We start from the raw sequence: 12450 nt of genomic DNA on the forward strand, positions 1-12450 counted from the left end.
ACTCCTTCCCTATAAACTGATGCCAATTCTGCTGATACTAAATTCTTGATGACCTAAAATCTCTGCTTTTGTTAGTTGCCCAGATGCTACGCTGACAATTTCGTCAAATATCCTTTCCCCGGCTTGATAAAGCGTTTCCTTCCCTTGTAAAACAGGACTTGTATCAACATCAATATTGTCTGCCATTCGCTTCGCCATGACTTCGTTCCCGGAAATCTTGATAACCGGAACAATCGGATTCCCAGTCGGTGTCCCTCTGCCGGTTGTAAAGCATACAAGCTGAATGCCGCCCGCTGCCATCCCTGTGACACATTCAATATCATTTCCTGGCGAGTCCATAAAATAGAAACCTTTGCCTGGCACCTCACTGGCAAAATCAATGACACCTTGTAATGGAGCTGTACCAGCTTTACTTATACATCCTAATGATTTCTCCTCAATACTTGATAATCCTCCTTCAATATTTCCAGGACTAGGATTTCCGCCCCTCATATCAACCCCCATACGTTCGATCTCGGCTTCAAATTTGGCAATTGAATCATATAGCTTTTTCTTCACCTCTTCATTTACCGCTTTTTCAGCTAAAAGATGTTCCGCACCGATAATTTCAGTTGTTTCCCCCATGACGATGCTTCCGCCCTGTTTAATAATCAGATCCGATGTCACTCCTAAGGCAGGATTGCTGCATAACCCCGATGTGGCATCAGATCCGCCGCATTTTACTCCAACAATTAGCTCTGAAAGAGAAATATCTTCATGTGGAATTTTTGCTATTTTTACTGAAAGTTCTTTTGCCAATTCTGTTCCTTTTTTTATAGTATTGACAGAACCGCCCTCGTCTTGAATATCAATCCATATCACCGGCTTTCCCGTCTCAGCAATTTCATCTCTAATTTGCTCAGCATTCATAACCTCACAGCCAAGGCTTACAATTAAAACGGCACCAACATTCGGATTTTTTCCCATCCCAACAAGAACCTTATGTGTCCTTTCTTTATCATCACCTACCTGGCTGCAGCCATGCTGATGCGGAATCGCTACCGATCCTGAGACCTGCTGTTGGATGCGAGTTACGACTTGATTGGCACAGATCACTGTCGGCATTAGCAGCAGATGATTACGGATCCCTACTTTCCCATCTGGTCTGCGATATCCTTTGATCATGGTCATATTTTCACCTCTCCTTTTTCATGAAATGATTGATCTCCGCGGCCGCGAACACCGATTAGGTTATGTACATGAACATGCTCTCCTTGTTCAATGACTGCTGCAGCAACGCCAATTGACTCTCCATATTTAAGGATTGTTTCCCCAATTTCTATTCTTTTTAGAGCTAGTTTATGACCGAAGGCTACATCTTGTTTAGCTGTTAATGTACATATACGGTCTTCGATTTGAAATGATAGTACCTCACCTTTACTGACCGAGCGCAGCAATGTGACAACGCTATCATTTCGATTCATCACAATACATGAGATTCCTTCAGCAAATGATTTCTCATCCATATCTTTTTCTTCCTTTCAATCGAAAGTTATTCCTTATTTATCAGTCTATCAGCAGTATATTGTTATAAAAATTGCCAAAATTGACTTCTTTGTATCAAATTTTGATATATTATAGAAATAAGAGTATGAGTGAGGTGTTCGTTAAAAATGATGCCAATTCGAAAACAATTTGAATCTGAAAAATCATTTCCTTTCCAAATGGTCTATAAACAAACGAAAGGACTTCAGCATGAACTGCCTGAGCATACTCATGAATGGTTAGAAATTGTGATGATTCATGAAGGAAAAGGGACATTTTTCATTGACCAAACGTTTTATGATTTACAGAAAGATGACCTGATCATTATTCCAAGTAATACGATCCACCGTGGCATACCAGATAAGGGTCATTCCCTCACATCAACTGCTATTTTCTTTAGTCCCGCCCTACTAAATAATTCTATTTTTGGAAAGAGTTTTTTATATTTGAAGATTTTTGAGGAATCAAAGAAAGAGAAGAATTATAAATACTCATTAGAATCAAACCATCTCCTTCAATTAAAAGAATATATCGATACGCTTATGAATGAAGTGGAGACAGAAAACCCGGACCAAGTGAATGCCATCCTTTTATGGTTGCATGTGACATTGCTTCATCTAAATCGACATTGCCTTACCTGGAAAAGAAGAGTTACTAACCAAGTCTCCTCTTTCGGTCCCGAATGGTTTAAAGCAGCATTAATTTATATTGATCAACATTTAAACTCGAATTTAGATTTAAATTCACTCTCAACACGGTTTTCCGTTTCAGCTGCTCATTTTAGCCGTGTCTTTAAACAGCTGATTGGCATTAATGTGACTGATTATATTGCTATGAAACGGATTTTATTAGCAAAGGACCTTCTTAGTAGTGGTAATGAAAAGATTTCAATAGTTGCAGAACAATGTGGATTTACGAGTATGCCCCATTTCTTTCGAACATTTAAGAAGCTGACCTCGATGACACCATCGGAGTATCGTAAGAAGATGAGTATGTAAAAACATAATGCGGCTGTCTCAGTTTCCTTATACACATATTATAGAGGACCATATGAAATCCTTTATAGTAAGGTTTACTTTAGAGGCAAATTGAGACAGCCGCAATAGCTATTTATAAAAAAAGCGCAAGGCGCCTGCCTATCGGCGACAAGCATAAGGCGAACAGGAATAGAAGGTGTACTTTACCTTCAATTCCTGTTTGACTTATGACCTCGAGCCGATGGCGCCTGGAGCTAGATTCAGAAACGCAAGCTATGTTAAGAAAATATATAAATTCTGATATTATAAGAAAAGGTTTTTCAACCTTTTAATAGGAGATAACTAGAAAGTCAAAGATTTGAAAAGCAATTAATTGTTATCACGTTGTTTCGCACGTGATTTTCCACCTTTTTCCCGCTTTACACAACAGTAAAACAAGCCCTATATGTCTTCTTCAAAAAAAAGGAAAGACTGCCAGGTTTCCTGGGCAGCCTATTGGTTTTTCGTTTATTTTCTTAATTCTTTTTTAGTAACCGGTCCAACTGTGCCATCTGCTACTAGACCGTGCGCCTTTTGAAATTGATGCACTGCTCGTTCTGTGTTTGCTCCAAATATTCCATCGACGCCTTTTGTATTATACCCTTTAGCAGTAAGAATACGTTGCAACTCCTTTACTGCGGCGCCTCTGTCCCCTCTTTTTAAACTGCCGCTCTTGAATAAGTCTGAACCCTCTGAAGAAGAAGGCGATGTTGGCTTCGTCACCGTTGTGCCACCTAGCGCTTTTCTCGTTGCAGGACCGACAATCCCATCTACTACTAGATTTCGAGCTCTTTGAAATTGGCGAACTGCTTTGTCTGTATTTGAACCAAATATTCCATCGATCCCTTTCGTGTTAAAACCTAATGCCGTAAGCTTTCTTTGCAGGTCTGCAACAGATGGCCCTCTGTCCCCTTTTTTCAGAATGGACCCATTTGCCGTAACTGGAACTGAACCTTCAGTAACCTTGTATCCGTAAGAAACGGCTATCGAATCAAAGGATTTTCCAGAAGAAACAATAATAACTGGCGTATTAACTGGTACTTGATTGTACAGCCATTCCACCTCATTATCAAACATTCGTACACAGCCGCTGCTCACATAGCCGCCAATTGAGCTAGGATTATTGTTGCCGTGAATCGCGTAGGTCGTTCCCCATGTTCCCCTGGCATTTATTCCAAGCCATCTGTTGCCAAGTGGATTACGCGGATCCCCGCCTGGAATCCCCCCTGTGTAATAGGGTCTATTTTTAATCTTGTTGACGATTTTAAATTTTCCCTCTGGTGTTAACGATTGACTTCTTCCCGTTCCTACCTTAAATACTTTTTTTAGCTGATTATTTTCATAATAAGCAAGCTGATTAGTTGCCTTATTGATGATAATAAATTTGTTGCCTGCTGCAGAGCTGGAAGAGATCTTTCCAACACTAAAAAACATAAGAATGGCCATTAAAAAAAGTAAAAAACATTTTTTAATCAATGCTGTTCCCCCCTAAGTTGTCGATACAATTAATTAGACGGCATGATATAAAAAAATGTTTTATGTTTTTTTGAATTTTTTGGAAACAATTTCCGACCATTTTCTTAAAAAAACGCAAAAAAAGCGGCTGACTCTTCATTTGAGTCAGCCACTAATTTTTTACTTATTTTAAAAGCTCTTCAACAGTTCGAAGCCACGTAGTTGCCATTAGCATATTCCCAGCTGAATTCATATGAACACCGTCTGTTGTAAGTTTATATGTACTTTCAGATTGTAAATACTCGATAAATGCTTTATGAGTTGGAATGAGTGTCGCCTCAAATGCTTTAGCAAGTTGATGGACAATTTCCACATAGTCCTTTAATAGTTTATTTCCTGTTGAGTTAACATCCTCATCAATAATCGTTGGTTCCATTAAAAGAATGTGTGCATTTGTTTCTTCTTTTACTTTTGTTAAAAGTTCTTTGTACACGCTGGAGAACTTTTCAGGAAGTACTTGCTCAATTTCAGGACGATCAAGTTGTCTCCATACATCATTTATTCCTATTGAAATGGAAACATAATCAGGTTGGTGGTCAATAACGTCTGTTTGCCATCTTGCAGCCAAGTCCGTGACTCTGTTTCCGCCTATACCTGTATTAACAATTTGATAGTTAGCAGAAGGGTAGGTTGTGATTAAATAATCATGGATAAGTCTTACATACCCATTTCCTAATCCCTCTTGGTCTTCTCGTCTGCCGCAATCTGTAATACTATCGCCAATCAGTAAAATCTTCCTCGTTTTCATTTTTATTCTCCTCTTAATATTGTATTTCATTTCTAAGTAAATTAATTTTACATCTATTCATGAAATACCTGCTTCTTTCACTTATTTCTTTTATTCTTTAATGGAATAAAATCTGGCACAGTTCTCTCCTAAAATACGATGTTCGGACTCAGGTGCATATTGTTTTACATAATCAAGAACAATCTCCAAAACTGATTCATAATGACCACTGACCGTACAAACCGGCCAATCTGATCCAATCATGATTCTCTCAGGCCCGAATGCTTCAAATACAATATCGAGATAAGCCTTAAAATCTGCTTTTCTCCAATTCTTCCAATCTGCTTCTGTTACCATCCCTGATACTTTTACATAGACGTTTTTGTAATCCGACAGCTTCGTAATATCTTCTTGCCATGGCGACAATACTTCATTTTTTATATCCGGTTTACCGATATGATCTAACACAAAAGGTTGATTCGGAAATGTTTCAACAAGCTGGCGGGCATAAGGAAGATGCTTTGGAAAGAGTAACAGATCATATGTAAGACCAAAGTCATGTAACATACTGATGCCTCTTTGAAAATCTTCCCTTAGCATAAATCGTTCATCTGGTTCATCATGTATGATATGGCGAACTCCTTTAAAATAAGGATTTTCCGCAAATTGCTTCAATTGTTCGCTTATATTAGGCGAGCATAAGTCAACCCAACCAACGACCCCTTTGATAAAGTCGTGTTTCTGTGCTAATTCCAAAAGCCAGCTTGTTTCCTCTAAGCTTTGTCTTGCTTGAACAGCAACTGTACCGTCAAAATGAATGGTTTTTAATAATACGTTAAGATCTTCTGGCAAAAAATCTTGTTTTAATTTTGACATGTCATTGTTAATCCAGCCATATTCCGTTTCATTATAAATCCAAAAATGGTGATGTGCATCGATCTTCATAACGTATTTTCCCCTCACTTCCAAGTTTTTTCCTTAAAGATTTCTATGGTCATTTTCCCCTGGTTTTGTCCTTTAGAAGTTTTCTAACTCCCTTTCACAGTATCTACTCCCCAACTTTATTCTCGATCAATGATCGCCTTAATCACATTTGACTGCGGTAAAAGCCACTCCGCAAACTGTTCAGTCACCTCGTTAAAAGAGCATCGATGTGTAATCAAAGCTTCTAAATGAATTTTTTTCGCTTTTACGGCTTCCATTACATTATTAAAATCCTCTTTTGTCGCATTTCGACTCGCCATTAGTGTCAGCTCTTTTTTATGAAAATCCGGATCATGGAAGGTAATATCGCCCTTTACCAAGCCGACAAATACTAATGTGCCTCCATGTGCTGCGTATTGAAAAGCTTGATTCATCGATTGCATGTTTCCTGTAGCATCAAAAACAAAACTAGGGAAATCTCCATCCGTTATTTCTGATAACTGATTAATAGGATCATTTTTTGCATTGACTGTTTCATCAACATTTGCCCAACTTCGGCAAAACGCAAGCCTTTCTTCATTAATATCCATTGCGATGACATGTGCTCCACGGTATTTTGCGAAAGCCATAACTCCAAGGCCAATCGGTCCTGCACCGATGACTAAAACCTTATCACCTTCCTTTAAGGATGAACGGCGAACAGCATGGGCACCGATCGACATCGGCTCTAGCATGGCTGCTTCATCTAGTGATATATCATCGGTTTTAATTAAATGGCTGACAGGTACAGCTAATGTTTCACACATGCCGCCATTCTTATGAACCCCAATAACATGAAGTTCTGTACAGCAATTTGTTTTTCCTGTTTTGCAGGCAATGCATTTTTCGCAATGCATGTATGGAATAATCGCAACTTGATCTCCTGTATGGAATCCCCTATCATTTTCTTCGACTTCTTCAATTACTCCTGATAATTCATGTCCTAAAATTCGCGGGTAGGTAAAAAATGGCTGGTTTCCTTTATATGCGTGTATATCTGTGCCGCATATGCCAATCCGCTTTATAGTAATTAATGCCTCTCCGCTTCTTAACTCAGGCTTTTCTGTTTCAATGATTTGTAAGTCATCTGGCTTTTGGCAAACGATTGCTTTCATGTGTATCTCCTCCTAAGATAAAATAATTATCTGGACTCCCCCATTTGAAAACCCTTTCAAAATAGTATCATGTATATAAAGATATAAAAATAACTAATCCTGATGTTTTTATACCTTTTGATGATCATTTATAAGTAAAAAAGCAGGCTCGTATGTATAAAATACGTAGCCTGCTATCTAATCACCGAGCTAGTTCAATATTATCCTATAAAGCTGCAGTTTTTATCGGACGAATAGTATAAGATTCTCTTGCTTTAGTTGAAAAAGCAATCAAGCCATTTGCTATATCTTCAGTATCGATCACGCTCTCTCCTGCTTTTACTTCTACAGAATTTTCGATGTTAATAACGCATCTCTCTCCTTTTAAAGAACGGATCACGACTACTTTCAATTGTTTATTCTCCCACTCTATATCTATCTCAAAACTGCCTCGTGCCCTAAGTCCCCGGACATAGCCATTAGGCCATGCATCAGGAAGTGCCGGCAAGAACTGAATGCCCTCTGTATGGGATTGAAGGAGTAATTCAGCAAGCCCGGCCACAAAACCAAAGTTCCCATCAATTTGAAAGGGCGGATGGGCATCAAAGAGGTTTGGATAAACACCGCCTTTGTGATAATTTGTCTTATTTTCCTCATTGACAAGCTGAAGTAAATTTGAAATCAAATCTAGTGCACGATTTCCATCTTTAAATCGAGCCCATAATGCTATCTTCCAAGCAAGGCTCCAGCCCGTTCCTTCATCTCCTCTTCGTAAAAGCGACTGTTTAGCGGCCTCAAATAATTCAGGTGTTTCATGATCAGTAAACTGTCTGCCCGGATATACACCAAAGAGGTGTGAGACGTGACGATGGTTTATTTCTTGATCCTCCCAATCTTTTATCCATTCCTGAAGCTGACCATATTGACCAATCTGAAGAGGGAAGAGCTTAGATCTTTTTTCTTCTAATTCTTTACAGAATTCTATGTCACAATTTAACTCTTTTGTTGCTTCTATACAGTTTGTGAATAAATCCCATATTAACGTTAGATCCATTGTAGCGGCCATACTAATCGCTGCCAGTTTTCCATTTTCGGTTACAAATTTATGTTCAGGGGATGTTGAAGGCGCTGACACAAAGTATCCGGCTTCATCCTCTATTAACCAATCGATACAAAATAGTGCTGCTTTTTTCATGATTGGGTATGCTTTCTCACGTAAAAATTGCTTGTTACGGCTAAAGGCAAAGTGCTCCCATAAATGCTGTGATAGCCACGCTCCCGCCATCGGCCAAAATGTCCAAACCGGATCACCATGTCCATAGGCACCTACTGGAGCAGATTGACGCCAAATATCTGAATTATGATGTGCCGTCCAGCCTCGGCAACCATAATTTATTTCGGCTGTTCTTTCCCCGTTAAGGGATAGCTCCTCTATAAACGTAAGGAGTGGTTCATGGCATTCTGCTAGGTTACAGGTTTCAACAGGCCAATAATTCATTTGTGCATTAATATTTAGTGTATAATTACTGCTCCAAGGCGGTTGAAGCATATCATTCCATATGCCTTGTAAATTAGCTGGCTGTGTTCCGGGACGAGAGCTTGTGATCATTAAATATCTGCCATAATGAAAAAGCAGCTCCACTAATTTGGGATCACTTGCTCCATATTGTTCAATCCATTGGTCTGTCGAAATCTCTTCCTTTACAAAAGAAGGACCCAAATCAAGTTCTACACGATTGAAAAGTGAAGTGTAGTCCCTTATATGATTTTCTCGAAGTTTTTCAAACGTATGTTTTTTCGCATCTTTCAAGTATTTCATAACAGCTATGGAAGGAGCTTTTCCTTCTTTACGTGGGGATTTATCGTATCCATTGAAACTCGTGGCGGCAGAAAAAAACAGTGTAGCTGCTGTTGCTTGCTTAATCTGCAGACCTTCATCATTAAGCTCGTAAAAACCATCTTCTAATTTAACAGCCAACCTTCCTTCGAATGTAATAGAATTACCAGTTTCCTCTTGAGCATATTGGATTGGCTGATCATTTTCTCGGAAATAATTCGGATCTACATTCTCCGGGCAAATTCCTTTGAGAATGAGCTCTTCATCTGAACTCTCTGTAACAGACTGAAGCAAGCTATTTAATCTAGCCGTAAAATTAAGCTTCCCCTCTTTATTTGCCTTAAGATGAATAACAATCACTTGATCCTCAAAAGATGAAAACATCTCGCGTGTGTATGTAACATCATCAATCATATACTGTACACGAGCGATGCCATCCTTTAAATCAAGACCGCGTTTATAATCACTTAGTCTCCCAATGTGATCAAATGTTAAAAGCAGATCCCCTAATGGTAAATACGATTGTGTATACGGTCCCATCATTTTCTTAGCCAGTTGATCTGCCTCTACATATTTCCCAGCAAATATTAGTTTTCTCATTTCAGGTAAATACTTTTTGGCTTCTGGATTGTTCCAATCTTTTGGACTTCCTGACCATAATGAATCCTCATTCAATTGCACTCTTTCCAATTCTACCCCGCCAAAAATCATCGCTCCTAGCCGGCCATTTCCGATAGGAAGCGCCTCAGTCCATGATTTCGCACTTGTTTGATAGGTTAATTTCATTTTGTATATCCCCCTTCATTAAAGCAGAATAAGCACCTATATTCTATAACTCTTTCATATTAATAATATCCAAAAATCATTCATTTGGGTAAACTTCCAAATATTCTACCTTTCTATTTTGATATCTCCCTCGTCATTTTAAAAGGAGCATGCTGTTTAAAGTTCACATTCTAATCGTAAGGCATACTAGCAGCAGAAAAATAACCTGTCCATTAGGTCTGCACCAGCATCTCTAAAGGCCAATTATTTCTGTTCCGACCCATTATGGCAGGAGCCGATGAAGAATAAACCCATCGGCTTTTCATATAATTGTTTACCTAACCTTAGCAAATCTCTTTTTATAAACCAGAGTTATCATAAGCCTCCTGCATAATTTCGAGATAACGTTTAAGATTTAATTGTTCAAACCCTTGAACATATGCATCCCATTCTTTCTCTAAATCTTTCGTACCGGTAATAAATTGTAATGAATTCTGTTCAATATAGTCTTCAATATTTGTCCGAATCATAGCTGCTTCATCGGCAACAGCAGGATCGATCCATATTGCCCAATGCGGGAACGTTTCAGAAGGCTCTTTACCTTCATATAAATGTGTTGCTTCTTGCAATCTACGCTCATAACCTTCCGGTGAATAAATATCAGTTGCTTGAATCCATCCATCGCGGAATTCTCTTGGCTGATAATATTGTGCCATCGCACCCCAACTGTCATTACGAGGTTCTTCACCTTCTTTGGAAGGAATTTGTGCTAAAATTGGTTCTGCTTTTTCCTCAATGGCTACATCCCCTTCTTGATGCTTTCTCCAACTTACGCCTTCTTCTCCAAAATGACTGCGAATCTGACCTTCTTGGGTAAACATATAGTCCACTAGCTTAATAGCGGCAATCTGTACTTCTTCACTTGCATTATTCGTTAGCACAAATGCTCCGCCAGGACTGCTTGGAAAATTGTATGTCGCATAAGCAGCATTTGGTCCTTTAAGCGGTGCAGCAGCATCATAGTCTTTTTGATACTCAGCCTCAGAAACAAATACTCCTGGATGCATGGAGGTGGCTGCCCCTAAAATTTGCGCCTCTGCATTATTACCTGTTTTTTGGAGGGCCTCCGTATTTTGTGAAAAGGCACCTTTATCGATTAACCCCTCTTCATATAAGGATTTAATATAAGAAAGCCCTTCCTTCCATTCCTCTTTATTCGCTGCAAGATTAACTTTTCCATTTTCCAAAAGCAAGCGTGATCTTGAATCATCATAAATGAAACCATTCATTAAATATGGAATAACAGATGATTCAACTAAGCTAGGAGAGCCGCTTAAGGGAACTTCATCTTGTTTTCCGTTTCCGTTTGGATCTTGAGTTTTAAAAGCTGTTAAGACATTTTTTAATTCTTCGGTTGTTGTCGGCATTTCTAACTTCAATTTTTCAAGCCAGTCTGTATTGATCCAAAGTTTATTTCCATATGAACAATGGAAACACTCATTTAATTGCGGCAATCCATAAATATTTCCGTCTGGTGCTGTCGCCATTGCCTTATAATAAGGATGATTCTCTAACACTTTCTTTATATTTGGAGCATGCTTATCAATTAAATCATTTAATGGAAGAACAACACCTTGTTTTCCATAGCGCAGTAAATCCGTTTGAGAAAACTGATCTACCCACGGTATAAGGAGGAAGAGATCAGGATAATCGCCACTGGCAAGGGCAATATTTCTTACTTCACTTGCGGAAGTTGCATCAAATGTTGTTGTTTGCCATTCGAAATCAATATTGAACTTCTCTTCAGCAAGCTTGGTGAATGAATTTGTTTCTAGATCGGTTTCGGCCCCCTGAGGAGCAAAGACCTTAATTTTGACAGCACCATCACCACCACTCTCTTGTGACACATCGGTTTTTTCATTTGAGCTGCAACCAACTAAAGCTATACTAAGAAGCAGCAAAAGTGATACAAACAGCATGATTGTCTTTTTCATCGTAACCATCCCCTTTTCCGTTAAAATGAGAACATTAAGAATCTAGTAAACATTCAATAAAGGCTAAATATCCAGCTTTTTACCCGGCATCACCCCTTTTCGTTTCTGTAAAACTCTTATCCTTTTACAGAACCAATCATCATCCCTTTTACAAAGTGGCGCTGTACAAATGGATAAATCAGCATGACCGGTAAACTTGCAACGACGATTAAGGCATATTTCATTAAATCAGCCAGCTGCTGCCTTTCCAACATTTCCGAAGCTTCCATGCCAGCAGTGCTTGTATTTAAAATAATAATATTTCTAAGAACCAATTGAAGTGGATGCAAATCTGGGTTCTTTAAGTAAATTAAAGCATCAAAATAAGCGTTCCACTGTCCTACAGCATACATTAAGACAAGAACTGCTATTATAGGCTTGGCCAAAGGAAGCACGACCGACCAGAGAAAACGCAGATCACTGCATCCGTCCATTTCACTTGCTTCGACTAATTCATCTGGTATAGAGGATTGAAAGAATGTACGCGCGATTATAACCTGCCAAACAGCAATCGCATTTGGAATCAAGAGAGCCCATCTCGTATCGACCATCCCTAAAGATTTCACAACTAAATAAGTTGGAATTAACCCGCCATAAAAGAGCATTGTAAATACGATAAAAAACATTAAAAAATTTCTGCCAAAGAATGTTTTTCTCGAAAGTGGGTAGGCAATTAACACGGTTAACGTCACACTAATGATGGTGCCGAAAAGAGTATAAATGAGTGAATTTGCATATCCCGTTATAATCTGTGAATTACTAAAAATGATTTCATACCCTTTAAAAGACAGGTCAACTGGCCATAACCATACTTTTCCTGATGAGACAGCTCCAGGGCTGCTTATTGATGCACTGACGATATAAATGAGCGGATAAAGGACAACCACTAAAACGAGAGTTAAAAATAGATAAACACAAGTAAGGAAAACTCGATCAGCAAATGATTCTTTTATTTTGTTCTTACGACCAACCATTG

10 protein-coding genes are annotated in these 12450 nt (G+C 38.7%); 1 reads left to right on the forward strand and 9 read right to left on the reverse strand.

All coding sequences use genetic code 11. The features are described from left to right. Positions 1-9: 9 nt before the first annotated feature. Together Q1B07_RS05295 and Q1B07_RS05300 are read right to left on the reverse strand one after the other, a co-directional pair. Complete coding sequence (locus tag Q1B07_RS05295; protein ID WP_299089621.1) at positions 10-1170, reverse strand: UxaA family hydrolase; 1161 nt, start codon at positions 1168-1170, stop codon at positions 10-12. Beyond that, a complete protein-coding gene (locus Q1B07_RS05300; protein ID WP_299089619.1) occupies positions 1167-1505 on the reverse strand; it encodes a UxaA family hydrolase in 339 nt (112 codons plus the stop codon). The genes Q1B07_RS05295 and Q1B07_RS05300 overlap by 4 nt, the downstream gene beginning before the upstream one ends. 147 nt (positions 1506-1652) lie before the next feature. Between Q1B07_RS05300 and Q1B07_RS05305 the strand changes: the two genes are divergently transcribed. Next, complete coding sequence (locus Q1B07_RS05305) at positions 1653-2522, forward strand: AraC family transcriptional regulator (protein ID WP_299089618.1); 870 nt, start codon at positions 1653-1655, stop codon at positions 2520-2522. Positions 2523-3008: 486 nt separating this feature from the next. Here the strand turns inward: Q1B07_RS05305 and Q1B07_RS05310 are convergent, their stop codons facing one another. From Q1B07_RS05310 to Q1B07_RS05340, 7 genes are all read right to left on the reverse strand, one after another. Next, complete coding sequence (locus Q1B07_RS05310) at positions 3009-4016, reverse strand: peptidoglycan-binding protein (RefSeq protein ID WP_299089617.1); 1008 nt, start codon at positions 4014-4016, stop codon at positions 3009-3011. A 163-nt stretch (positions 4017-4179) separates the two neighbouring features. Continuing rightward, positions 4180-4803: an SGNH/GDSL hydrolase family protein gene (locus tag Q1B07_RS05315; protein ID WP_299089615.1), complete on the reverse strand. Its 624-nt coding sequence runs from the start codon at positions 4801-4803 to the stop codon at positions 4180-4182. 90 nt (positions 4804-4893) lie between these two features. Further along, a complete protein-coding gene (locus tag Q1B07_RS05320; protein WP_299089613.1) occupies positions 4894-5727 on the reverse strand; it encodes an amidohydrolase family protein in 834 nt (277 codons plus the stop codon). A 116-nt stretch (positions 5728-5843) separates the two neighbouring features. Next, positions 5844-6860, reverse strand: a complete 1017-nt coding sequence (locus tag Q1B07_RS05325) for a zinc-binding alcohol dehydrogenase family protein (RefSeq protein ID WP_299089612.1) — start codon at positions 6858-6860, stop codon at positions 5844-5846. Between the two features lie 205 nt (positions 6861-7065). Further along, entirely contained in the window at positions 7066-9462 is a 2397-nt protein-coding gene (locus Q1B07_RS05330) for a glycoside hydrolase family 95 protein (protein ID WP_299089610.1), read from the reverse strand. A 338-nt stretch (positions 9463-9800) separates the two neighbouring features. Next, a complete protein-coding gene (locus Q1B07_RS05335; protein ID WP_299089609.1) occupies positions 9801-11435 on the reverse strand; it encodes an extracellular solute-binding protein in 1635 nt (544 codons plus the stop codon). Between the two features lie 116 nt (positions 11436-11551). Continuing rightward, positions 11552-12448, reverse strand: coding sequence for a carbohydrate ABC transporter permease (locus Q1B07_RS05340; RefSeq protein WP_299089608.1), 897 nt, complete (start codon positions 12446-12448; stop codon positions 11552-11554). Positions 12449-12450 lie beyond the last annotated feature (2 nt).

Origin of the sequence: uncultured Metabacillus sp. (assembly GCF_947503125.1) — a bacterium.
Lineage (GTDB): Bacteria > Bacillota > Bacilli > Bacillales > Bacillaceae > Metabacillus.

What these genes read in the sequence shown, in the direction of transcription:
- Q1B07_RS05295 (WP_299089621.1), bottom strand. Translation starts at nt 1,170, where the DNA reads ATGACCATGATCAAAGGATATCGCAGACCAGATGGGAAAGTAGGGATC.
- Q1B07_RS05300 (WP_299089619.1), bottom strand. Translation starts at nt 1,505, where the DNA reads ATGGATGAGAAATCATTTGCTGAAGGAATCTCATGTATTGTGATGAAT.
- Q1B07_RS05305 (WP_299089618.1), top strand. Translation starts at nt 1,653, where the DNA reads ATGATGCCAATTCGAAAACAATTTGAATCTGAAAAATCATTTCCTTTC.
- Q1B07_RS05315 (WP_299089615.1), bottom strand. Translation starts at nt 4,803, where the DNA reads ATGAAAACGAGGAAGATTTTACTGATTGGCGATAGTATTACAGATTGC.
- Q1B07_RS05320 (WP_299089613.1), bottom strand. Translation starts at nt 5,727, where the DNA reads ATGAAGATCGATGCACATCACCATTTTTGGATTTATAATGAAACGGAA.
- Q1B07_RS05325 (WP_299089612.1), bottom strand. Translation starts at nt 6,860, where the DNA reads ATGAAAGCAATCGTTTGCCAAAAGCCAGATGACTTACAAATCATTGAA.
- Q1B07_RS05330 (WP_299089610.1), bottom strand. Translation starts at nt 9,462, where the DNA reads ATGAAATTAACCTATCAAACAAGTGCGAAATCATGGACTGAGGCGCTT.
- Q1B07_RS05335 (WP_299089609.1), bottom strand. Translation starts at nt 11,435, where the DNA reads ATGAAAAAGACAATCATGCTGTTTGTATCACTTTTGCTGCTTCTTAGT.
- Q1B07_RS05340 (WP_299089608.1), bottom strand. Translation starts at nt 12,448, where the DNA reads ATGGTTGGTCGTAAGAACAAAATAAAAGAATCATTTGCTGATCGAGTT.